Origin of the sequence: Flavobacterium sedimenticola (assembly GCF_030053345.1) — a bacterium.
Classification (GTDB): Bacteria; Bacteroidota; Bacteroidia; order Flavobacteriales; family Flavobacteriaceae; genus Flavobacterium; species Flavobacterium sedimenticola.
This window is the reverse complement of record NZ_JASGBP010000008.1, coordinates 81,933-104,108: the sequence shown is the minus strand read 5'-3', so window position 1 is coordinate 104,108 and position 22,176 is coordinate 81,933. Positions and strand designations below refer to the sequence as shown.

The window sequence follows — 22,176 nt, the reverse complement described above, 5'->3', positions numbered from 1 at the left end:
TTTAGACTACTGTCAATTATTATTTGTTGTACAACTCTACGATTAATTGTTCTTTGATATTTTCAGGAATCTGAAGTCTTTGCGGTACAGAAACGAAAGTTCCTTCTTTAGTATCGTTGTTCCAAGTAATCCACTCATATACGTGAGAAGAATTAGCCAAAGAACGCTCGATAGCTTCAACAGATTTAGATTTTTCACGAACAGCCACTTTATCACCGGCTTTTAAGTGATAAGAAGGAATGTTAACTACTTCTCCGTTAACGGTAATGTGACGGTGCGAAACAATTTGACGAGCGGCTCTTCTTGACGGAGCGATACCCATTCTGTACACTACGTTGTCTAAACGCGCTTCGCATAATTGTAACAAGATTTCACCGGTTACCCCGTGAGAGGCAGCTGCTTTCTCGTACATTTTACGGAATTGACGCTCTAAAACACCATAGGTGTATTTTGCTTTTTGTTTCTCCATCAACTGAACGGCATACTCGGATTTTTTACCGCGTTTTTTTGCCATTCCGTGTTGTCCCGGAGGGTAATTTCTTTTTTCGAAGGCTTTATCGTCTCCGAAGATTGCTTCGCCGAATTTACGGGCGATTTTTGTACTAGGACCAGTATATCTTGCCATTTTACATTGTTTTAAGACAGGGATTATGAATTCAGGTCGTATCCTTCGATAATCCGGGTTCTGTCTAGGTTATACTATAAATTATACTCTTCGTCTTTTAGGAGGACGACATCCGTTGTGCGGCATTGGAGTTACGTCGATGATTTCGGTAACTTCAATTCCGGAGTTGTGGATAGAACGGATAGCAGACTCACGCCCGTTCCCCGGTCCTTTCACATACACTTTTACTTTTTTAAGTCCAGCTTCTAACGCCACTTTCCCACAATCTTCAGCGGCCATTTGTGCGGCATACGGAGTGTTCTTTTTAGAACCTCTGAATCCCATTTTACCGGCAGAAGACCAAGAGATAACTTCACCTTTTTTGTTAGTTAACGAAATGATGATGTTGTTGAAGGTTGCATTAATATGAGCTTCACCTGTTGACTCAACGATAACTTTACGTTTTTTTGCAGTTGTTTTAGCCATACTATTTATTATTTAGTTGCTTTTTTCTTGTTAGCAACAGTTTTTCTTTTACCTTTTCTTGTTCTAGAGTTGTTCTTAGTTCTTTGTCCTCTTAGCGGAAGACCAGCTCTGTGACGGATTCCTCTATAACATCCGATATCCATTAAACGTTTGATGTGTAGTGACACTTCTGAACGAAGCTCACCTTCAATTTTGTAGTATGACACAGCGTCACGAATCGCTCCGATTTCGTCGTCATTCCACTCTTGAACTTTTTTATCTTGGCTAACTTGAGCTTTTTCTAAAATCTCAATAGCTCTGCTTTTACCGATTCCGAAGATGTAGGTTAAAGCGATAACTCCTCTTTTGTTTTTTGGGATGTCTACCCCTGCTATTCTTGCCATAATTATCCTTGTCTTTGTTTAAATCTAGGATTCTTTTTATTAATCACGTACAATCTGCCTTTGCGACGTACGATAATGCACTCGGCACTTCTTTTTTTAACTGATGCTCTTACTTTCATATTAGTAGCTTTAGTATCTATAAGTAATTCTTGCTTTAGACAAATCGTAAGGGCTCATTTCCAATTTCACTTTGTCACCAGGTAACAATTTGATATAATGCATACGCATCTTTCCTGAGATATGAGCAATTACTACGTGTCCGTTTTCTAATTCCACACGAAACATGGCATTGGACAATGCTTCAATAATGGTTCCGTCTTGTTCTATTGCTGATTGTTTTGCCATAAAAATTAAGCTACTGCTTTTCTATTTTTACCACTTTTCATCAATCCGTCATAGTGTTTATTCAATAAATAAGAATTTATTTGTTGAATCGTATCAATGGCTACACCTACCATGATGATAAGTGAAGTTCCACCGTAGAACATTGCCCAAGATTGTTGCACATCAAGACTAACCACAATTGCCGGGAACACAGCAATTAAAGCTAAAAATAACGAGCCAGGGAATGTTATAAGCGACATGATTTTGTCTAAGAAATCGGCTGTTTCCACACCCGGTTTCACACCCGGGATAAAGCCGCCGCTTCTTTTTAAATCATCGGCCATTTTGTTGGTCGGAACTGTAATTGCAGTGTAGAAGAATGTAAAAATCAAAATCAACAATGCAAATACAAGATTGTACCAAAAACCAAACATATTACTAAATGTACCGGCAATAGACTGAGACGTTTCAGATTTTGAAAGCCCTGCTAAAGCGGCCGGAATAAACATAATAGCTTGTGCGAAGATGATTGGCATAACTCCGGCAGAATTCAGTTTTAACGGAATCCACTGTCTGTTACCACCCATCATATCTTGTTCGAAATCCCCGGCTGTGGTACGACGTGCGTATTGCACCGGAATTTTTCTAACCGCCATTACTAATAGTACACAGGCTATAATTACCAATAACCAAACAATGATTTCAAGTACTAGCAACATCGGACCACCGTTGTTGTTGGTTACTTTAGAAGTAAATTCTTGAAACAATGCTTGCGGTAATCTGGCAAGGATACCCACCATAATTAAAAGGGAGATACCGTTACCAATACCTTTGTCCGTAATTTTCTCTCCTAACCACATGGCGAAAATAGTACCTGTAGTCAAAATCAATACGGAAGAGAAAAGGAATTGGAAAGAATCGAATCCTAACAGGAATGCATTTTGAGGCAAGGTATTGTACAAGTTATAGATATAACCCGGACCTTGTACCAAAGTAATAGCGATGGTTAACCAACGCGTGATTTGATTCAATTTCTTTCTACCGCTTTCGCCGTCTTTTTGCAATTTTTGCAAGTACGGAATAGCAATACCCATTAACTGAACAACAATTGAAGCCGAGATGTAAGGCATGATACCCAAAGCGAAAACCGAGGCTTTAGAGAACGCTCCACCGGTAAACATATCCAGTATTGATCCAATACCGTTGTCTGTTTGGCCGGCTAAGTTTTCTAATTGCGTAGCATCAATTCCGGGTAAAGTAACGTGCGCTCCAAAACGGTAAACTAACAATAGACCAAGCGTAACCAAGATTCTATTCTTAAGTTCTTCTATTTTCCAAACATTATTTAATGATTCAAAAAATTTCTTCATTGTTTTTCAGATTATAATGTTACGGCTTCTCCTCCGGCAGCTTCGATAGCCGCTTTTGCAGTTGCAGTAAATTTGTGAGCAGTTACTTTTAATTTAGCTTTTAATTCTCCTCTTCCTAAAATCTTTACTACCTCATTTTTAGTAGCCAAACGGTTTTCCACCAATACTGTAAAATCTACCGTATCTGTTACTTGACCGTTATCCACCAATGCCTGTAGTGTATCAAGGTTTACGCCTTGATATTCCACACGGTTGATGTTTTTGAAACCAAACTTAGGTACACGTCTTTGAAGTGGCATTTGACCTCCTTCAAAACCAATCTTTTTAGAATAACCTGAACGAGATTTAGCTCCTTTGTGACCACGTGCCGCAGTACCCCCTTTTCCGGAACCTTCTCCTCTACCTACTCTTTTATTTTGGTTGTGTGTTGAACCTTCAGCCGGTTGTAAGTTACTTAAATTCATAACTAGATGATTTATTATTTAACTTCCTCAACGGAAACTAAGTGTTTAACTTTATTTATCATTCCAAGGATAGCCGGATTTGAATCATGCTCCACAACTTGTCCCATTTTACGAAGACCTAAAGCCTCTAATCCTCTTTTTTGTGTAAGAGGACAGTTGATTTTGCTTCTAACTTGTTTTACTAATAATTTAGCCATAATTTCCTTGAATTAACCTTTAAAAACTTTCTCTAAAGAAATACCTCTTTGTTTGGCAACAGTAGCGGCACTTCTCATTTGTAATAAAGCATCAAAAGTTGCTTTAACCACGTTGTGAGGGTTTGATGAACCTTGAGATTTAGACAATACGTCGTGTACTCCTACTGACTCTAATACCGCACGTACCGCACCACCGGCAATAACTCCGGTACCGTGAGATGCAGGCATTAAATATACAGCTGCTCCACCAAATTTCCCTTTTTGTTCGTGTGGTACTGATTGACCACTCAAAGGAATTCTAACCAAATTTTTCTTAGCATCTTCTACTGCTTTAGCAATAGCTTCCGATACGTCTTTTGATTTTCCTAATCCGTGACCTACCACACCATTCTCATCACCAACTACTACAATGGCAGAAAAACCGAAAGCTCTTCCTCCTTTGGTTACTTTGGTAACACGATTTACACTCACCAAACGATCCTTTAATTCAAGACCGCTCGGTTTTACTAATTCTACATTTTTGTATTTAGACATAATATATTAGAATTTAAGTCCAGCGGCTCTTGCGCCTTCTGCTAATGATTTAATACGACCGTGGTACAAATAACCTCCTCTGTCGAAAGTTACTTCAGTAATACCTGCTTTTAATGCTTTTTCAGCAACCAGTTTTCCAACTTCAGCAGCTACTTCTACGCTCGTTCCTTTTGAATTGGCTTCTTTATCTCTTGATGAAGCGGCTAATAAAGTCACTCCGTTCACATCATCGATAAGTTGTGCGTAGATTTCTTTATTACTTCTGAAAACAGATAATCTTGGTTTAGCAGCAGTACCGCTAACAATCTTTCTGATTCTGAATTTAATTCTTTGTCTTCTTTCAGTTTTTGTTAATGACATAATGCTAATTTTTACGCTGATTTACCTGCTTTTCTTCTTAATACTTCACCAACAAACTTAACTCCTTTTCCTTTGTAAGGTTCCGGTTTACGGAAGCCTCTGATTTTAGCAGAAACTAAACCTAAAAGTTGTTTGTCGTGGGATGTTAATTTAACGATTGGGTTTTTCCCTTTTTCAGAAATCGTTTCCAATTTTACTTCAGGAGCTACTTCCAGAACGATGTTGTGTGAAAAACCTAATGCTAAATCTAATTTTTGACCTTGGTTAGAAGCTCTGTAACCTACTCCTACCAATTCTAATTCTTTTGTAAAACCTTCAGACACTCCTACAATCATGTTGTTGATTAAGGCTCTGTAAAGTCCGTGTTTTGCTCTTTGATCTTTATAATCAGAAGATCTCTCAACGATGATTTGACCTTCTTCAACTTTAACGGTTACATCTGAGTAATCTTGTGAAAGTTGACCTAATTTTCCTTTTACAGTAACTGTAGTTTCGTTAACTTCAACAGTTACACCTGCAGGAATTGAAATTGGATTTTTACCTATTCTTGACATTGCTTAACTGTTTTTTAGTATACGTAACAAATTACTTCTCCACCTACATTTAATTGCTTCGCTTGTTTTCCGGTCATTAAACCTTTAGAAGTAGAAACGATAGCAATCCCTAATCCGTTAAGGATTCTAGGTAATTTAGCAGCACCGGCATACTTACGTAAACCCGGCTTACTGATTCTTTGGATGTCTCTGATTACGGACTCTTTGGTATCTTTATCATACTTCAAAGCGATTTTGATGGTACCTTGAACAGTACTGTCATCAAATTTGTAACTCAAGATGTATCCTTGGTCAAATAAAATTTTTGTGATTTCTTTTTTCAAATTAGAAGCAGGAATTTCCACCACTTTGTGGTTGGCTCTCACTGCATTTCTGATTCTAGTCAAAAAATCTGCAATAGGATCTGTATACATATTTATTAAATTTCGGCAACGGTTTTCAGAGAAACTATTTCGCTGAACCTGAAGCCATTAAACTCTAACTTAAAGCAGATAATCGCACGGTTCCCGGCAAAAATCCGGCAAATGTACAATTATCTGCTGAAATTCCAACTATTACCAGCTGGCTTTTTTTACTCCAGGGATTAATCCTTGGTTTGCCATTTCACGGAAAGTAACACGCGAAATACCAAATTGTCTCATGTATCCTCGAGGTCTTCCTGTTAATTTACAACGGTTGTGTAAACGAACCGGAGAAGCATTTCTTGGTAATTTTTGTAGCGCTTCGTAATCACCGGCTTCTAATAAAGCCTTTCTTTTTTCAGCGTACTTTGCAACCGTTTTAGCTCTTTTCACCTCACGGGCTTTCATTGATTCTTTAGCCATGTCTTAATTCTTTTTAAAAGGTAAACCTAATTCTGCCAATAGTGACTTTGCCTCTTTATCGGTTTTTGCAGAAGTTACAAAAGTGATATCCAATCCGGAGATTTTGTTCACTTTATCAATATCAATTTCAGGGAAAATGATTTGTTCTGTAACACCAAGGTTGTAATTTCCTCTTCCGTCAAAACCGGTAGCTTTGATACCGTTAAAATCTCTTACACGTGGTAAAGATGATGTAATCAATCTGTCTAAGAACTCATACATTCTCTCTCCTCTAAGCGTAACTTTAGCACCAATAGGCATACCTTTTCTTAATTTGAAAGACGCTACGTCTTTTTTAGAAATGGTAGCTACAGCTTTTTGTCCTGTAACTTTGGTTAACTCTTCCACAGCGTAATCCACTAATTTCTTATCGGATACCGCTGCTCCAACGCCACGGCTTAAAACGATTTTTTCCAATTTTGGAACTTGCATTACGTTTTTATAACCGAATTCTTCTTTAAGGGCAGCAATTACTCTGTCCTTATATTCTTGTTTAAGTCTGGGTGTATAAGCCATAACTATAATACTTGATTAGATTTTTTTGAAAATCTCACTTTCTTATCTCCTTCTGTTTTGATGCCAACTTTAGTCGCTTTTTTTGATTTTGGATCAATCAAAGCCAAGTTAGACACATGAATAGGAGCTTCTTTCTTAACAATTCCGCCTTGAGGATTTTTAGCACTTGGTTTCGTGTGTTTAGACACCATGTTTACTCCTTCAACGATTGCTTTGTTCTTCTCACGGTCAACGGTCAAAACTTTACCTTCAGACCCTTTGTGGTCACCGGCAATTACTTTTACTACGTCTCCTGATTTTATTTTCAGCTTTATCATCTTACTACGAATTAAAGCACTTCTGGTGCTAATGATACAATTTTCATGAATTGTTTTTCACGAAGTTCTCTGGCAACCGGACCAAAAACACGAGTTCCTCTCATTTCACCTGCCGCATTCAAAAGAACACAAGCATTGTCATCGAAACGGATATAAGAACCATCGGCTCTTCTCACTTCTTTTTTGGTACGTACAACAACTGCAGTAGATACGGCACCTTTTTTCACGTTTCCGTTTGGTGTTGCATCTTTAATTGATACTACAATTTTATCTCCAACAGAGGCATAACGACGTTTCGTTCCTCCTAAAACACGGATAGTCAAAACTTCTTTGGCTCCTGTGTTATCTGCTACTTTTAATCTTGATTCCTGTTGTACCATAATTACTTAGCTCTTTCAATGATTTCAACTAATCTCCAACATTTGGTTTTACTTAACGGACGAGTCTCCATGATTCGTACTGTATCACCAATGTTACAGTCATTCGTTTCGTCGTGTGCGTGAAACTTTTTGGTTTTCAACACGAACTTACCGTATAATGGGTGTTTTACTCTGGTTACTTGAGAAACAACAATAGACTTATCCATTTTGTTTGACGTAACAACACCAATTCTTTCTTTTCTTAAATTTCTTTTTTCCATCTTTTCAGCTAGCTTACAATTATTGTAACTCTCTTTTAGTTAATTCAGAGGCAACTCTGGCAACTGCTCTTCTGGCGCTTCTGATTTGTAGCGGATTAGCAATTGGGGAAATGGCGTGAGCTGATTTCAAATCAGCATACGCTTTTCTTAACTCAACAAGTTTTGCTTGTAATTCAGCTGCCGAAAGATTGATAATTTCTGATTGTTTCATACTAATTTTTAGATTATGCTTCGAAATCTCTAGCTACGACAAACTTAGTTTTTACCGGAAGTTTTTGGGCTGCCAAGCGTAACGCTTCTTTAGCAACCGAAAGCGGAACGCCGCCTACTTCAAACATGATTTTCCCCGGTTTTACAACAGCTGCCCAATATTCAACAGCTCCTTTTCCTTTACCCATACGAACCTCAAGAGGCTTTTTGGTGATTGGTTTATCCGGGAAAATTTTGATCCATAATTGTCCTTCTCTTTTCATATAACGAGTGGCTGCAATACGAGCCGCTTCGATTTGACGAGAAGTTAAGAACATTCCAGTTTCATGTACTGACTTAATTCCAAACATTCCATTAGAAAGCTCGTGTCCTCTTTGAGAAACACCTTTCATTCTACCCTTCTGTACCTTGCGGTATTTTGTTCTTTTAGGCTGTAACATTTTTCTTTACTTTAAAAATTTACTTTCTTTTACGAGGGCCCGGTTTACCGTTTGATTTTCCACCACGTGGAGCATCACTTTTTCCGCCACCTTGTCCGGCTTGTTTTTTATCCATGCCTACTAATGGAGAAAGATCTCTCTTTCCGTACACCTCACCTTTCATGATCCATACTTTGATACCCATTCTACCGTAAGTAGTATGCGCTTCACCCAAAGCATAATCAATATCGGCTCTGAAAGTTGATAGAGGAATTCTACCTTCTTTGAATTGCTCTGAACGTGCCATTTCAGCTCCGTTCAAACGACCTGAAATCAAAACTTTGATCCCTTCTGCATTCATACGCATTGCTGCAGCGATAGCCATTTTAATAGCTCTTCTGTATGAAATACGGCTCTCAATTTGACGAGCGATGCTAGTTGCAACTAAATAAGCATCTAACTCCGGTCTTTTGATTTCAAAGATGTTAATTTGAACCTCTTTGTCAGTAACTTTCTTAAGTTCTTCTTTCAACTTGTCTACCTCTTGACCGCCTTTACCAATGATGATACCTGGACGAGCCGTAGTGATAGTAACGGTTACAAGTTTCAAAGTTCTCTCGATGATTACTTTTGACACACTAGCTTTTGATAAACGAGCGTGGATGTACTTTCTGATTTTATAATCTTCGGCGATTTTGTCACCGTAATCATTTCCACCATACCAGTTTGAATCCCATCCTCTGATGATACCAAGGCGATTTCCAATTGGATTTGTCTTTTGTCCCATACTGTTTATTAATTACTTTGTGTGTTATCTAATTGTCCTAACACGATCGTTACGTGGTTAGAACGTTTTCTAATTCTGTGTGCTCTTCCTTGTGGAGCCGGACGAAGTCTTTTCAACATCATACCGCCGTCTACACGGATTTCTTTAACGAATAAGCCTGCTTCCGCAACATTACCTTCAGCATTTTTCTGTTCCCAGTTGTTGATGGCTGATAATAATAATTTTTCTAATTTGCGTGAAGCTTCTTTTGAGCTAAATCTTAAAATATTTAAAGCTCTTTCCACTTTCTGACCTCTTACCAAGTCTGCTACTAAGCGCATTTTTCTAGGTGAAGTAGGGCAGTTATTCAATTTAGCAAAAGCCAAAGACTTGTTAGCCTCTTTTCTTGCGTCTGCTGCTTCTCTTTTACGAACTCCCATTTCTTCTTATTTTTTACCTTTATTTTTAGCTCCAGCATGACCTCTAAAAGATCTTGTTGGTGAAAACTCTCCTAATTTGTGTCCTACCATGTTCTCGGTTACATACACCGGAACAAATTGACGACCATTGTGAACTGCGATAGTTTGTCCTACGAAATCCGGAGTAATCATAGAAGCGCGAGACCAAGTCTTAACCACACCTTTATTACCACCGGCAATATTTTCCTGAACTTTTTTATCTAATTTATAGTGAACGAATGGTCCTTTTTTTAATGAACGTGCCATGTCTATCTAATTATTTCTTTCTGCGTTCTACAATATACTTGTTGCTCGGGTTAACTTTAGAACGAGTTCTGTACCCTTTAGCTGGTAAACCTTTTCTAGAACGTGGGTGACCTCCAGATGAACGTCCTTCACCACCTCCCATTGGGTGATCAACCGGGTTCATAGCTACTGGTCTTGTTCTTGGTCTTCTTCCTAACCATCTGCTTCTACCTGCTTTACCAGATACAATCAATTGGTGATCAGAGTTAGAAACCGCTCCGATAGTTGCTGAACACGTCAACAAGATTAATCTTGTTTCTCCTGACGGCATTTTAATAGTAGCGTATTTCCCGTCTCTTGCCATTAATTGAGCAAATGTACCGGCAGAACGAGCGATAACCGCTCCTTGACCCGGACGTAACTCGATACAAGAAATTACAGTTCCTAGAGGAATTTTGCTCAATGGCAAAGTATTTCCGATTTCAGGTGCTGCATTTTCTCCTGACACTACAGTTTGACCTACTTGTAAACCGTTTTGAGCAACAATATATGTTTTCTCTCCGTCAGCATACCATAATAACGCGATAAACGCTGTTCTGTTTGGATCATACTCGATTGATTTCACTGTCGCAGGAATTCCCACTTTAGTTCTTTTGAAATCAATAATACGATACCTTTGTTTGTGACCACCGCCTGTATAACGCATGGTCATTTTTCCTTGACTATTTCTACCTCCTGAGCTTTTTATCGGTGCTAACAATGAGCGTTCCGGCTTATCAGTTGTGATGGCGTCAAAACCATTCACGACTCTAAATCGCTGGCCCGGGGTAATAGGTTTTAATTTTCTAACTGACATTTGTATTAGATATTAGTATAAAAATCTATTGTTTCTCCTTCTTTTACTTGTACAACTGCTTTTTTGTAAGCACTTGTTTTTCCGGTAATCAAACCACTTTTTGTATATTTCGTGGTTCTATCAGCTCTGTAGTTCATCGTATTCACAGACTCCACAGAAACACCGTAAGCAGCTTCAACTGCTTTTTTGATTTCTACTTTGTTTGCTTTTCTGTCAACCACAAAACCAAAACGGTTGAAAACCTCACCTTCTTTGGTGATTTTTTCTGTGATTATAGGCTTAATTATGATACTCATGACCTGATTATTTGCTTAAATTTTCAACAATTCCTTCTAAAGAACCTTCAGAAAGCACTAAATTATTTGCATTTAAAATGGCATAAGTGCTTAATTCTGAACTAGTTACAACACTAGAAGCCTTTAAATTGCGTGACGACAAATATACGTTTTTATTTATATCACCCAACACAAACAACGATTTTTTGTTTTCTAACCCTAAAGCTTTCAAAACATTAATGAAATTTTTAGTGTTTGGCGTTTCAAAATTGAAGTCTTCTACAACCACCAAATTAGACTCTTTTGCTTTTAATGAGAAAGCCGACTTGCGCGCTAATCTTTTTAAGCTTTTGTTTAATTTGAATGAGTAGCTTCTTGGTCTTGGACCGAAAACCGTTCCACCCCCTTTAAACAAAGGACTCTTTTTGGATCCTGCACGAGCAGTTCCTGTACCTTTTTGTTTTTTAATCTTGCGCGTACTACCGGTTACTTCATTGCGCTCTTTGGCTTTGTGAGTACCTTGTCTTTGATTAGCTAAGTATTGCTTAACATCAAGATATACTGCGTGATTGTTTGGCTCAATGCCGAATACCGAGTCAGAAAGTTGCACTTTTCTTCCGGTATCTTTTCCGTTGATATCTAAAACTTTTACTTCCATTACTTCTGAATGATTACGTAAGAGTTTTTGTGTCCAGGAATTGCTCCTTTTACCACAAGTAGGTTCTTTTCAGCCACTACTTTTAAAACTCTAAGATTTTGTACTTTTACATTATCACCACCCGTTCTTCCTGCCATACGCATTCCTTTGAATACACGTGATGGATAAGAAGATGCTCCAACAGATCCCGGTGCTCTTAAACGGTTGTGCTGACCGTGAGTCGCTTGTCCAACACCACCAAAACCGTGACGTTTTACAACTCCTTGAAAGCCTTTCCCTTTTGAAACACCTTGTACATCAACAAATTCTCCTTCGCTGAATACCTCTACGGTGATGTTATCACCTAACTTATACGCTTCCTCAAATCCTTGGAATTCAACGACTTTTTTCTTAGCAGAAGTACCCGCTTTTTTAAAGTGACCTAAATCAGCTTTAGTAGCGTGTTTTTCTGATTTGTCATCGAAACCAAGTTGAAGAGCTTCATACCCGTCAACCTCTTTGGTTCTGACTTGGGTAACGACACAAGGCCCAGCTTCGATTACAGTACAAGGAATGTTTTTCCCGTTTTCATCGAAAATGCTTGTCATGCCGATTTTTTTTCCAATTAACCCAGACATATTAAACTATTTATAATTATTATTTGTTTACTTTTTTTTTAAAATCTGTATTAAGAATTAAGTATTAAGTACAAAGACAAAATCTTAATACTTAATACTCAATACTTGATACTCTTTATGATCACACTTTGATTTCTACTTCAACGCCGCTTGGCAATTCAAGCTTCATTAAAGCATCGATAGTTTTCGAAGAAGAACTATAGATATCCAATAATCTTTTGTATGAACTTACCTCAAACTGTTCTCTCGCTTTTTTGTTTACGTGCGGAGAACGCAATACAGTAAATATTTTTTTGTGCGTAGGTAACGGAATAGGACCTGTTACAACAGCACCTGTGCTTTTCACAGTTTTTACGATTTTCTCAGCTGATTTATCAACCAACATATGATCGTAAGACTTCAATTTTATTCTGATTTTTTGACTCATCTTGTTAAAAATTAAGCGTTACCTTTTGCTTTTTTAATTACTTCATCCGAAATATTGGAAGGAGTTTGCTCGTAGTGAGAGAATTCCATTGTTGATGTTGCTCTACCTGAAGACAATGTTCTTAAAGTAGTAACATAACCGAACATTTCAGAAAGTGGCACATTCGCTTTGATGGTTTTAGCACCGGCTCTGTCACCCATGTCATTTACCTGACCTCTTCTTCTGTTCAAATCTCCTACGATATCACCCATGTTTTCTTCCGGAGTGATTACTTCGATTTTCATGATTGGTTCTAAGATTACGGCGCCTGCAGCTTTTGCTACTTCTTTGTAACCCATTTTAGCAGCCAATTCGAAAGAAAGTGCATCCGAATCTACCGGGTGGTACGATCCGTCCAACAAAGTAACTTTCAAACTATCTACGGCATAACCGGCTAAAGGACCTTGCTTCATAGCTTCTTTAAATCCTTTCTCAACAGCAGGAATATATTCCTTAGGAACGTTACCTCCTTTTACCTCATTAACAAACTGTAAACCGATAAACCCTTCGTCTGCAGGCTCTAAACGGAATACGATGTCACCAAACTTACCACGTCCACCGGATTGCTTTTTGTATACTTCTCTGTGTTGTGCCGCTTTGGTAAACGCTTCTTTGTATTCTACTTGTGGTTCCCCTTGGTTTACTTCCACTTTGAACTCACGTTTCATACGATCTACCAAGATGTCTAAGTGTAACTCACCCATTCCCGAGATGATGGTTTGACCTGAAGCTTCATCAGTTCTAACGGTAAACGTTGGATCTTCTTCTGCTAATTTAGCCAAAGCCATACCCATTTTATCTACGTCAGCCTTGGTTTTAGGCTCGATAGCGATACCGATTACCGGATCAGGGAATTTCATAGATTCAAGAATGATTGGGTGCTTTTCGTCACACATGGTATCTCCGGTCTTGATATCTTTAAATCCAACAGCAGCTCCGATATCACCGGCCTCGATATACTCGATTGGGTTTTGCTTGTTAGCGTGCATTTGATAGATACGAGAGATACGCTCTTTTTGACCTGAACGGGTGTTCAAGATGTAAGAACCGGCATCCAAACGACCTGAGTAAGCACGGAAGAACGCCAAACGACCAACATAAGGATCGGTAGCAATCTTAAATGCCAAAGCCGCGAAAGGCTCTTTTACGTCAGGACGACGAACGATTTTGGTTTGATCTTCTTCCAACAAGTCAGCATCATCAGGATGGATTCCTTCGATACCTTCTTTGTCTAACGGAGAAGGCAAATATTTACATACAGCATCCAACATAAATTGAACACCTTTGTTTTTGAATGATGAACCGGCAATCATCGGAATGATAGCCATATCAATAGTAGCCGCTCTTAATGCATTGTTGATTTCTTCCTCTGTAATAGAGTTTTCATCTTCCATGTATTTATCCAATAGATTCTCATCGTACTCAGCTACTGCTTCAATCAAGATAGAACGGTACGCTTTCACTTCGTCTACCATGTCAGCAGGGATGTCAACGATATCAAAAGTAGCTCCTTGCGTAGCGTCATGCCAAACAATAGCTTGGTTTTTCACTAAGTCAACTACTCCTTTGAAATCGGCCTCATCACCAATAGGTAACGTGATAGCCACTGCATTTGATTTTAACATATCGCGAACTTGCTGACACACATTCAAGAAGTTAGCTCCTTGACGGTCCATCTTGTTCACGAATCCCATACGAGGCACTCTATATTGGTCAGCCAACCTCCAGTTCGTCTCAGATTGAGGCTCAACACCATCAACCGCAGAGAACAAGAAAACCAATCCGTCCAATACACGTAACGAACGGTTTACTTCTACCGTAAAGTCAACGTGTCCCGGGGTATCGATAATATTAAAGTGGTATGGTTTTGAATCCGGAGTCAATTTCCCTTGTACTGTTGGATAATTCCACTCACAAGTAGTTGCTGCAGAAGTAATGGTAATACCTCTTTCTTGCTCTTGTGCCATCCAGTCCATGGTAGCTGCCCCATCGTGAACCTCACCAATTTTGTGTGATTTTCCGGTATAAAATAAGATACGCTCAGTAGTGGTAGTTTTACCAGCATCAATGTGAGCTGCAATTCCAATATTTCTTGTAAATTTTAAATCTCTAGCCATTTCTTACGTATTAAAATCTGAAGTGAGAGAACGCTTTATTTGCTTCTGCCATTTTGTGAGTATCCATTCTCTTTTTAACAGCCGCACCTTCTTCTTTAGCCGCAGCTAAGATTTCAGAAGCTAATTTACCTGCCATTGATTTTTCATTTCTTTTGCGAGCGTAAAGGATCATCCATTTCATCGCCATAGAAATTTTACGGTCAGGTCTGATTTGCATAGGGATTTGGAAAGTAGCTCCACCCACACGACGTGAACGAACTTCTACGTGAGGCATTACATTGGTTAATGCATCTTTCCATACTTCTAATGCCGATTTCTCGTCATTATTCTTTTTAGTTTCCACGATATCAATAGCATCATAGAATACTTTAAAAGCAGTTGATTTTTTACCATCCCACATTAAGTTGTTTACAAAACGTGTTACTAATTGGTCGTTAAACCTTGGATCCGGTAAAAGAGGTCTTTTTTTGGCCTGTCTTTTTCTCATGTCTTTTCTTTAAAAGTTTTTAAATTACTTTTTGTCTTTAGGGCGTTTTGCACCATACTTAGATCTTCTTTGTAAACGACCGTTAACTCCAGCCGTATCCAAAGCACCACGAACGATGTGGTATCTAACTCCCGGTAAATCTTTTACCCTTCCGCCTCTCACTAATACTATCGAGTGCTCTTGCAGATTGTGTCCTTCTCCAGGAATGTAAGCATTCACCTCATTACCATTAGTCAAACGCACACGAGCCACTTTACGCATCGCTGAGTTTGGTTTTTTTGGTGTAGTAGTGTAAACACGCGTACAAACCCCTCTTCTTTGAGGACAAGAATCTAAAGCAGCCGATTTACTCTTCTTAGTGATCTGAGCTCTTCCTGTTCTTACTAATTGTTGAATTGTTGGCATAATTAAATACTAAATTTCTTTATGTTATTAAAATCCCCTTTTTTAGGGGTTGCAAATGTAGTAATTATTTTTATTGAAACAAATCGTAATTAATTAATTTTCAAACAAATTGTTTTTCCACCCGATTATCGGCAATAAAAAAGGTTTTTTTACGTTATTTTTGAGACAAACAAAATTTAAGTTGAAAAAATACTTTCTTCTCTTCTTTTTTATGCTTGCCGGCGGAAAGATTACTGCTCAAAATTTTTATCTGAAAATAGCCGGTTCAAACAGTCAAGAAACCAAAGTTATTGACAGCATCACTTACATCAAAAAACACCAAAACGTCAAATCGGTATTCAACGAAAGCAATATTGCAAATGAAAAGCTGATTAATGCAGGCTATATCGACTGTAAAACCGCAAGCTATCGTATAGAAAATGACAGCATTTATGCGTTTACTTTTGACCTTGGCGAGCCAATAAATTATGCGCGCATATATATAGGTATAGATTTGCAAAAAAACATTCCGGAATATTACTCACTGAAAAACGACACCGTAACACTTCCTTACCATCAAACAAGCGCTTTTTTAGAAGCCGTCCTCCGAAAATGCGAAAGCGATGGTTTTGCTACAACCAAAGTCAAATTAACTCACATCGAAAAACGCAAAAAACAGCTTGTAGCCGATTTGGAAATCAGTCAAGAGTTAAAACGCAACCTCAACGACATTGTCATCAACGGATATGACAAATTTCCGGCAGGACACAAAAAGAATATTCTTCGATTATACCGAAACAAAACGTTCAACCAAAGAAACCTGGAAAAGATTAATACCGACTTTGAAAAATTCAGATTTGTCAAGCAAATAAAATATCCTGAAATACTTTTTACCAAAGACTCCACAAAAGTTTTTGTGTATTTGGAAAAAGCAAAAGCCAATACTTTTGACGGCTATATCGGACTCACAAATGACGATAATAAAAATACCGTAGTGAGTGGTTATGTCGATTTGGTACTGAACAATGCTTTAAATTCAGGCGAAAGATTTTCGCTGTATTGGAAAAGTGACGGCCAAAACCAAAGAACATTCAATTTAGCCGTTGATGTTCCTTATATTTTTAAAAGTCCAATAGGAATAAAAACAGAGCTCAATATTTTTAAACAAGACAGCACCTTTCAAAACACCAGAACCGCCCTAGAAGTAGGTTATTTTTTTAACTACAACACCCGATTGTATCTGGGCTATCAATCAACCGAATCGAGCGACATTCAAAACACAAATTCAACTGTTTTAAGCGACTTTGAAAACACATTTCTAACAACCACTTTTGAATACACCGACTTCAAAACAGACGATCTTCTTTTTCCGGAAAAAACCAATAGCAGTATCAAATTAGGGACCGGTTCAAGAAAAACCACTTTGATAACGGATACTCAATTTTTTGTATCCTTAAACATAAAACACAATTTTTACCTGAATCCGAACAACATCATCAGTATCAAAAGCCAAAACAGCTACCTCAAAAGCAACAATTACATCACTAACGAGCTATATCGTTTTGGAGGCATTAATTCCATTCGCGGGTTTAACGAAAATAGTTTGCAAGGCAACCTGTTTACCTCTATCCTGACAGAATACCGCTATGTTTTGTCTCCAACCGTTTATGTACACTCGGTAGTCGATTATGCTTTACTACAAGACCGAACATTGAATTCCGACGAAAGCCTTTTAGGCCTTGGTTTAGGCTTAGGTTTTCTATCCAAAAACGGATTATTCAATTTGGTTTACGCCAACGGAAGTACAAAAAATCAGACCGTCAAGTTGTCTAATTCCATTGTCCAATTATCCCTGAAAGCTTACTTCTGAAATTTTACAACTTTAACGCTAAAATTAGTGAGTCATAATTAGGTTTTTTAAGATTTTTTTAAGACTTTTGATTAACTAATTATAACCAAATTAAATAATGAAAACAAAGTTAAATGGATTCTTAACGCTATTCATAGCGTTATTGGTGCAAATTTCATTTGCACAAGAGAGGGTGGTTAACGGAGTGGTCAAAGACGGCTCTGGTTTACCTATTCCTGGAGTGAATGTTCTTGTTAAGGGAACTAACACGGGAACACAGACTGATTTTGACGGAAAGTACTCTATCAAGGCTTCCTCAACTCAGGTATTGGTTTTCACCTTTATTGGAATGAAAACACAAGAAGTTGTCGCTTCAACAACACAACTCAATGTTACCCTTAAAGATGATGCTGTTGAACTTGAAGGCGTAGTTGTTACTGCCATGGGTATCAAAAGAGAGAAAAAAGCGTTGGGATATGCGGCCGCAACGATTGGTTCTGAACAGATTACCAGCGTCACCACCAACAACCCTTTAGAATCGCTCTCCGGTAAAATTGCAGGGGTAGATATTTCAGCTCCTAATCAACCTGGTGCCTCTTCTAAAGTTATTGTGAGAGGATTTGGTACAATTACAGGTAGTAACCAACCCTTGTATGTAGTTGATGGAACACCTATTAATTCAAACTTTTCTGGAAGCACCTCAACAACGAGGTCATATGATGGAGGTACTGCAATCAATGATCTTGATCCCAACAGCATTGACAAAATCACCTTTTTAAAAGGTGCTGCAGCAACTGCTTTATATGGTTCAAGAGCAGGTCGAGGGGTAATTATTATCACCACCAAAAAAGGAAAAAACCAATCTAAAATCAATGTTGATTACACTACTACAATTGAGTTGAGTGAAGTGGCACGTGTTCCACACTTACAAAATAGATTTGGCCAAGGATGGAATGGTCTTGGTTACTCTCAATTAGCTTCAGGCCCTGGTCCAAGTAACGAAAACGGTTCTTGGGGCCCTGCATTCAACGGAGAAATCAGACCATGGGGGACTGTTTACAACAATTCTCAACAAATAAAACCTTATTCAGTCCTTGAAGATAATTACAAAGACTTTTTTGAAATGGGCACGATGTACAACAACAGTGTCAATGTTAGTGGAGGTAGTGACTTTTCAGATTTCTCATTTGGATTTACTAACACTCAAAATGACGGGGTTATCCCTACAAATGCAGATTCATTCCAGAAAAGGGCTCTTACCTTTAACGGAGGTCTGAAAAATGAAAAATCAGCCATTAGATTAAGCTTAAACTATACGAATAGAGAGCAATATGCCGTAAATACCGGACAAGGTGATGAGGCAGGTGAAGGAGCAACTATGATACAGGAATTGCTGCAAATACCAAGAGACGTTAGTATTGTTGACCTACAAGATTATACTAATAACCCTTTCAATAACCCTAGCTATTATTTTACGCCATACGCAAGTAATCCTTACTTTGTAATAAATGAAAATTCAACCAAGCTAACGAGTCATAACTTCTTTGGTAATGTAAATTTGTTTAAAAAGCTCAATAATGAATTTTCTGCTACTTGGCAGATTGGCGGTAACGTAAGAACTGAAAATGTTAAAAGTTATGGAGCTATTGTAAACTACCTGCCTAATTCTGCACAAGATGAGGCCGGAACAATTCCGGTTGCCGGTGGTGTTACCGAAGGTAGTAGTACTAATACAGAGTTTGATACATATTTTAACTTAAATTATGATAAAAAATTCTCTGACAAATTAAGACTTACCTCGTTGATTGGTGTCAACTTCAATCAAAGAGAAGTTAATTCTCTGTTTGCCAGTGTGACAGGTTTAGATGTTCCTAACTATTATGAATTGTCGAATAGTCCAAATAGAATAGAAGTAGCTCAAGGCAATTCAATAAGAAGAACTTTTGGTCTATACGCACAAGCAGAATTATCATATATCGAAAAAGTATTCTTAACGTTGAGTGCCAGAAGAGATGTAACTTCCACTCTTCCGGTTAAAAATCAAACTTACTACTATCCTGCAGCTTCATTAAGTACTATACTCCTTGACAATGGCACACATTATTTCAAATTGAGAACAGCATGGTCGGAAGTGGCAAATGATACTGGTCCTTATCAAACAGAATCCTCACTTGTTAGTGGTTCTGCTGCAGCCAATTTTGGTGTAATTACTGCCCCTTTCGGAGGAGTTAATTACTACGAACTTGATGCTTTGCTGGGGAATTCTGAGTTAAAACCTGAACGAAAAACGGAATGGGAAGTTGGTTTTGAATCAAGTTTTTTTAAGAAAAGAGTTAATTTAGAATTCTCTTATTACATTAACAAAATTAAAGATTTAATTGCTTCTGCTCCTATTGACCCCTCTACCGGATACACAAGACAGACTGCAAATATCGGTGACTTACAAAACAGAGGTATTGAGATTGTATTAGGAATAACTCCGGTAAAAACCGATAACTTCACTTGGGATTTGAATTGGACTTTCTCCAAAAACCAAAATGAAATGACCAAAGTTATGGGAGGTGATAAGTTAGCATTGGCTTCTGCCTATGGCATCTCTTTCTTTGCTGAAGTAGGCCAACCGTTAGGCGCCTATTATGGCCGCGCACCGCTCAAAAACGATGCAGGACAATATGTCGTAAACCCTGATACAGGTTACTATGTTGTTTCTGAAGACCTCCAATATTTAGGGAACTCTCAAAGAGACTTTGTTATGGGATTACAAAACTCTATCAAATACAAAAATGTAACCTTAAATTTTGCATTTGATTGGAAACAAGGAGGTAAAATGTATTCTTACACCAAACGTTTATCAGGATTCGTTGGTAACGGTATCGAAACAACTTACAATGACAGAAATCCATTTATCATTCCTAACTCAGTAATTGATAATGGTGACGGTACTTACTCTGAAAATACTACTCCAATCAGTTTTGAAAACATCACAAACTTCTGGGGTAATACAACCAACAACCCGGGTATAGAAAAAGACCACTTAATAGACAAAACATTTATCCGCTTAAGAGATATAAGTTTATATTACAACTTAAAAGACAGTTTTGTTAAAAAACTTGGTTTAACTAAATTCTCTTTGGGAGTTTATGGTAGAAACTTGTTTATGTGGACTCCGGCAGACAACCCTTACATTGACCCTGAGGTAACTACTTATGGCAACGATTTGTTAAGCGAATTCGGCGAATTTGGAGCTAATCCTTCTCAAAGAAGTTATGGTGCAATTATGAAGCTTTCATTCTAAAAAACAAACTATGAAAAAAATATTTTTATTAATCGCAACTTTATCAATGTTTTCGTCTTGTAGTGATGAAGATTTTGACATCAACAGAGATCCGGACAATCTTAGTCCCGGAAGTATTTCTTTGAAAACACAACTTCCTGCAGGAATTGTCGGAGTAGCTGGTGCTCAAGGATCGTATTACGCCCTTGTAGGAGGTTTTTGGAGCCAGTATTGGACACAAAGTAATTCAGCTAACCAATACAAAGAGGTAGATGATTACTCTATAGGAACTGACGATTACACCGGTGGATGGACTGCCATGTATGACGCATTAGGGGATATCCGAAATGTAAAAAGGTTAGCTGCCAATCAAGAAAATTGGAATTATTACCTTATTGCCACTACCATGGAAGTGCATGCGTCACAAATCATGGCTGACATGTACGACCAAATTCCTTACACAGAAGCGAATAATGTAAATATCCTGACTCCGCATTTCAATACCGGTCAAGAGGTATATGACTTATTAGCCTCCGATTTACAAGATGCTTTATCTAAAGATTTATCAACATCTTCAGGTGATGCTCCGGGTACTGATGATTTAATTTTTGGTGGTAACATGTCTAATTGGACTGCTTTTGCCAACACTCTTTTACTCAAAGTATACATGAGACAAACCGAAGCTAGACCGGCTATTGCGCAAGCAGGAATTACAGCATTACTAAATTCAGGCGTTACTTTCTTGAATACCGATGCTGCTCTGGGTGGTTTTGAAAATGCGCCAAGCAAAAGTAATCCTTTGTATGAAAGCGACAGAAGACAATTAAATGTGGCTACCAATTTAAGAGCCAGTACTACTTTGTTCTCTTTCTTTACCGAAAACAACGATCCCAGAAAGGCAGAATACTACAATCCCGGAAATCCTTTAAATCAAGGTGATTTCAACAGCACTGTAGGGTCTTCATCTGTGTCTGTAGTTCACTTAGAGCCAACAACAGCAGTATATTTTATGAGCAAAGAAGAAAGTTTGTTCTTGCAAGCTGAAGCGTTGGAAAGATATGCTTCCGGAGTTGGAGCTAAAGCGAAATATGACGCGGGTGTTGTTGAATCATTCAACAAGTACGGCTTCGGAACCACAGGAAGCACATTTGTCGCGTCTGGCGGAGCATATGAGTATCCGGCAGCAGGAACATTTGCCGACAAATTAAAAGCTATCATTACTCAAAAATGGATTTCAGGATTCCCTGGAAACGGTTTCGAAATGTTCTTTGAACACAATAGAACCGGATATCCATCCGTATCACCGGTTCCCCAAAGTAATTCAGCTTATGTTCCGGGTACTTTTGCCTATTCCGTTAACGGAACTACAGGAGGACAGTTCCCTAAAAGAATGGTTTTCCCTAGTACAGTTACAACAAGAAACCCTAATGCACCGAGTTTGGTTGGTGTTATCCAACCTGTTTGGTGGGATGTAAATTAAAA

At 38.2% G+C, this 22,176-nt stretch carries 33 protein-coding genes; 3 read left to right on the top strand and 30 right to left on the bottom strand.

What is annotated here, in order from left to right; all coding sequences use genetic code 11:
- Positions 1 to 19: 19 nt before the first annotated feature.
- From rpsD to rpsL, 30 genes are all read right to left on the bottom strand, one after another.
- Positions 20 to 625 carry a 30S ribosomal protein S4 gene (gene rpsD / locus QHT84_RS11730; RefSeq protein ID WP_283239753.1) on the bottom strand — a complete coding sequence of 202 codons (606 nt, stop codon included), beginning with the start codon at positions 623 to 625 and terminating at the stop codon, positions 20 to 22.
- 81 nt (positions 626 to 706) lie between these two features.
- Positions 707 to 1,090, bottom strand: coding sequence for a 30S ribosomal protein S11 (gene rpsK / locus QHT84_RS11725; protein WP_133533891.1), 384 nt, complete (start codon positions 1,088 to 1,090; stop codon positions 707 to 709).
- Between the two features lie 8 nt (positions 1,091 to 1,098).
- A complete protein-coding gene (rpsM, locus tag QHT84_RS11720; protein WP_283239752.1) occupies positions 1,099 to 1,473 on the bottom strand; it encodes a 30S ribosomal protein S13 in 375 nt (124 codons plus the stop codon).
- A gap of 2 nt (positions 1,474 to 1,475) precedes the next feature.
- Positions 1,476 to 1,592 carry a type B 50S ribosomal protein L36 gene (gene ykgO / locus QHT84_RS11715; RefSeq protein ID WP_002987490.1) on the bottom strand — a complete coding sequence of 39 codons (117 nt, stop codon included), beginning with the start codon at positions 1,590 to 1,592 and terminating at the stop codon, positions 1,476 to 1,478.
- A gap of 10 nt (positions 1,593 to 1,602) precedes the next feature.
- The gene (gene infA / locus QHT84_RS11710) at positions 1,603 to 1,818 is read right to left on the bottom strand and encodes a translation initiation factor IF-1 (RefSeq protein ID WP_026725626.1); all 216 of its coding nucleotides are present in this window, start codon (positions 1,816 to 1,818) and stop codon (positions 1,603 to 1,605) included.
- A gap of 5 nt (positions 1,819 to 1,823) precedes the next feature.
- Positions 1,824 to 3,167, bottom strand: a complete 1,344-nt coding sequence (secY, locus tag QHT84_RS11705) for a preprotein translocase subunit SecY (RefSeq protein WP_283239751.1) — start codon at positions 3,165 to 3,167, stop codon at positions 1,824 to 1,826.
- A gap of 11 nt (positions 3,168 to 3,178) precedes the next feature.
- Positions 3,179 to 3,631: a 50S ribosomal protein L15 gene (gene rplO / locus QHT84_RS11700; RefSeq protein WP_283239750.1), complete on the bottom strand. Its 453-nt coding sequence runs from the start codon at positions 3,629 to 3,631 to the stop codon at positions 3,179 to 3,181.
- Positions 3,632 to 3,645: 14 nt separating this feature from the next.
- The gene (rpmD, locus tag QHT84_RS11695; RefSeq protein ID WP_121312865.1) at positions 3,646 to 3,828 is read right to left on the bottom strand and encodes a 50S ribosomal protein L30; all 183 of its coding nucleotides are present in this window, start codon (positions 3,826 to 3,828) and stop codon (positions 3,646 to 3,648) included.
- A gap of 12 nt (positions 3,829 to 3,840) precedes the next feature.
- Positions 3,841 to 4,365 carry a 30S ribosomal protein S5 gene (gene rpsE / locus QHT84_RS11690; protein WP_283239768.1) on the bottom strand — a complete coding sequence of 175 codons (525 nt, stop codon included), beginning with the start codon at positions 4,363 to 4,365 and terminating at the stop codon, positions 3,841 to 3,843.
- Between the two features lie 3 nt (positions 4,366 to 4,368).
- The gene (gene rplR, locus QHT84_RS11685; RefSeq protein ID WP_283239749.1) at positions 4,369 to 4,722 is read right to left on the bottom strand and encodes a 50S ribosomal protein L18; all 354 of its coding nucleotides are present in this window, start codon (positions 4,720 to 4,722) and stop codon (positions 4,369 to 4,371) included.
- Positions 4,723 to 4,733: 11 nt separating this feature from the next.
- Positions 4,734 to 5,276, bottom strand: coding sequence for a 50S ribosomal protein L6 (gene rplF / locus QHT84_RS11680; protein WP_283239748.1), 543 nt, complete (start codon positions 5,274 to 5,276; stop codon positions 4,734 to 4,736).
- 14 nt (positions 5,277 to 5,290) lie between these two features.
- Positions 5,291 to 5,689 carry a 30S ribosomal protein S8 gene (gene rpsH, locus QHT84_RS11675; protein ID WP_283239747.1) on the bottom strand — a complete coding sequence of 133 codons (399 nt, stop codon included), beginning with the start codon at positions 5,687 to 5,689 and terminating at the stop codon, positions 5,291 to 5,293.
- Between the two features lie 141 nt (positions 5,690 to 5,830).
- Positions 5,831 to 6,100: a 30S ribosomal protein S14 gene (gene rpsN, locus QHT84_RS11670; protein WP_283239746.1), complete on the bottom strand. Its 270-nt coding sequence runs from the start codon at positions 6,098 to 6,100 to the stop codon at positions 5,831 to 5,833.
- A 3-nt stretch (positions 6,101 to 6,103) separates the two neighbouring features.
- Positions 6,104 to 6,655 carry a 50S ribosomal protein L5 gene (rplE, locus tag QHT84_RS11665; protein ID WP_283239745.1) on the bottom strand — a complete coding sequence of 184 codons (552 nt, stop codon included), beginning with the start codon at positions 6,653 to 6,655 and terminating at the stop codon, positions 6,104 to 6,106.
- Positions 6,656 to 6,657: 2 nt separating this feature from the next.
- The gene (gene rplX / locus QHT84_RS11660) at positions 6,658 to 6,972 is read right to left on the bottom strand and encodes a 50S ribosomal protein L24 (protein ID WP_283239744.1); all 315 of its coding nucleotides are present in this window, start codon (positions 6,970 to 6,972) and stop codon (positions 6,658 to 6,660) included.
- An 11-nt stretch (positions 6,973 to 6,983) separates the two neighbouring features.
- Positions 6,984 to 7,352: a 50S ribosomal protein L14 gene (rplN, locus tag QHT84_RS11655; protein WP_007803649.1), complete on the bottom strand. Its 369-nt coding sequence runs from the start codon at positions 7,350 to 7,352 to the stop codon at positions 6,984 to 6,986.
- A 2-nt stretch (positions 7,353 to 7,354) separates the two neighbouring features.
- Positions 7,355 to 7,612, bottom strand: coding sequence for a 30S ribosomal protein S17 (rpsQ, locus tag QHT84_RS11650; RefSeq protein ID WP_283239743.1), 258 nt, complete (start codon positions 7,610 to 7,612; stop codon positions 7,355 to 7,357).
- Positions 7,613 to 7,631: 19 nt separating this feature from the next.
- Positions 7,632 to 7,823 carry a 50S ribosomal protein L29 gene (gene rpmC, locus QHT84_RS11645; RefSeq protein ID WP_283239742.1) on the bottom strand — a complete coding sequence of 64 codons (192 nt, stop codon included), beginning with the start codon at positions 7,821 to 7,823 and terminating at the stop codon, positions 7,632 to 7,634.
- A 13-nt stretch (positions 7,824 to 7,836) separates the two neighbouring features.
- Positions 7,837 to 8,262: a 50S ribosomal protein L16 gene (gene rplP, locus QHT84_RS11640; protein WP_283239741.1), complete on the bottom strand. Its 426-nt coding sequence runs from the start codon at positions 8,260 to 8,262 to the stop codon at positions 7,837 to 7,839.
- Between the two features lie 19 nt (positions 8,263 to 8,281).
- Positions 8,282 to 9,028, bottom strand: a complete 747-nt coding sequence (rpsC, locus tag QHT84_RS11635; RefSeq protein WP_131476293.1) for a 30S ribosomal protein S3 — start codon at positions 9,026 to 9,028, stop codon at positions 8,282 to 8,284.
- 8 nt (positions 9,029 to 9,036) lie between these two features.
- Complete coding sequence (gene rplV / locus QHT84_RS11630) at positions 9,037 to 9,447, bottom strand: 50S ribosomal protein L22 (RefSeq protein ID WP_283239740.1); 411 nt, start codon at positions 9,445 to 9,447, stop codon at positions 9,037 to 9,039.
- A 6-nt stretch (positions 9,448 to 9,453) separates the two neighbouring features.
- Positions 9,454 to 9,732, bottom strand: a complete 279-nt coding sequence (rpsS, locus tag QHT84_RS11625; protein WP_007136562.1) for a 30S ribosomal protein S19 — start codon at positions 9,730 to 9,732, stop codon at positions 9,454 to 9,456.
- Positions 9,733 to 9,742: 10 nt separating this feature from the next.
- Positions 9,743 to 10,567 carry a 50S ribosomal protein L2 gene (rplB, locus tag QHT84_RS11620; protein ID WP_283239739.1) on the bottom strand — a complete coding sequence of 275 codons (825 nt, stop codon included), beginning with the start codon at positions 10,565 to 10,567 and terminating at the stop codon, positions 9,743 to 9,745.
- 5 nt (positions 10,568 to 10,572) lie between these two features.
- Positions 10,573 to 10,863 (bottom strand): 50S ribosomal protein L23, encoded by a 291-nt coding sequence (gene rplW / locus QHT84_RS11615; RefSeq protein ID WP_283239738.1) that lies wholly within the window; start codon positions 10,861 to 10,863, stop codon positions 10,573 to 10,575.
- Between the two features lie 7 nt (positions 10,864 to 10,870).
- Complete coding sequence (gene rplD, locus QHT84_RS11610) at positions 10,871 to 11,500, bottom strand: 50S ribosomal protein L4 (RefSeq protein WP_283239737.1); 630 nt, start codon at positions 11,498 to 11,500, stop codon at positions 10,871 to 10,873.
- Positions 11,500 to 12,117 (bottom strand): 50S ribosomal protein L3, encoded by a 618-nt coding sequence (rplC, locus tag QHT84_RS11605; protein ID WP_283239736.1) that lies wholly within the window; start codon positions 12,115 to 12,117, stop codon positions 11,500 to 11,502. The genes rplD and rplC overlap by 1 nt, the downstream gene beginning before the upstream one ends.
- A 121-nt stretch (positions 12,118 to 12,238) precedes the next feature.
- Positions 12,239 to 12,544, bottom strand: coding sequence for a 30S ribosomal protein S10 (rpsJ, locus tag QHT84_RS11600; RefSeq protein WP_026710316.1), 306 nt, complete (start codon positions 12,542 to 12,544; stop codon positions 12,239 to 12,241).
- Positions 12,545 to 12,555: 11 nt separating this feature from the next.
- The gene (fusA, locus tag QHT84_RS11595) at positions 12,556 to 14,700 is read right to left on the bottom strand and encodes an elongation factor G (protein ID WP_283239735.1); all 2,145 of its coding nucleotides are present in this window, start codon (positions 14,698 to 14,700) and stop codon (positions 12,556 to 12,558) included.
- A 10-nt stretch (positions 14,701 to 14,710) separates the two neighbouring features.
- Positions 14,711 to 15,187, bottom strand: a complete 477-nt coding sequence (rpsG, locus tag QHT84_RS11590) for a 30S ribosomal protein S7 (protein WP_283239734.1) — start codon at positions 15,185 to 15,187, stop codon at positions 14,711 to 14,713.
- A 24-nt stretch (positions 15,188 to 15,211) separates the two neighbouring features.
- A complete protein-coding gene (gene rpsL / locus QHT84_RS11585) occupies positions 15,212 to 15,592 on the bottom strand; it encodes a 30S ribosomal protein S12 (protein ID WP_035129761.1) in 381 nt (126 codons plus the stop codon).
- 181 nt (positions 15,593 to 15,773) lie between these two features.
- Between rpsL and QHT84_RS11580 the strand changes: the two genes are divergently transcribed.
- The 3 genes from QHT84_RS11580 (at position 15,774) to QHT84_RS11570 (ending at position 22,174) form a co-directional block, all read left to right on the top strand.
- Positions 15,774 to 17,441 carry a BamA/TamA family outer membrane protein gene (locus tag QHT84_RS11580; protein ID WP_283239733.1) on the top strand — a complete coding sequence of 556 codons (1,668 nt, stop codon included), beginning with the start codon at positions 15,774 to 15,776 and terminating at the stop codon, positions 17,439 to 17,441.
- Positions 17,442 to 17,538: 97 nt separating this feature from the next.
- Positions 17,539 to 20,715 (top strand): SusC/RagA family TonB-linked outer membrane protein, encoded by a 3,177-nt coding sequence (locus QHT84_RS11575; RefSeq protein ID WP_283239732.1) that lies wholly within the window; start codon positions 17,539 to 17,541, stop codon positions 20,713 to 20,715.
- Between the two features lie 10 nt (positions 20,716 to 20,725).
- Positions 20,726 to 22,174: a SusD/RagB family nutrient-binding outer membrane lipoprotein gene (locus QHT84_RS11570; protein WP_283239731.1), complete on the top strand. Its 1,449-nt coding sequence runs from the start codon at positions 20,726 to 20,728 to the stop codon at positions 22,172 to 22,174.
- Positions 22,175 to 22,176: the final 2 nt, after the last annotated feature.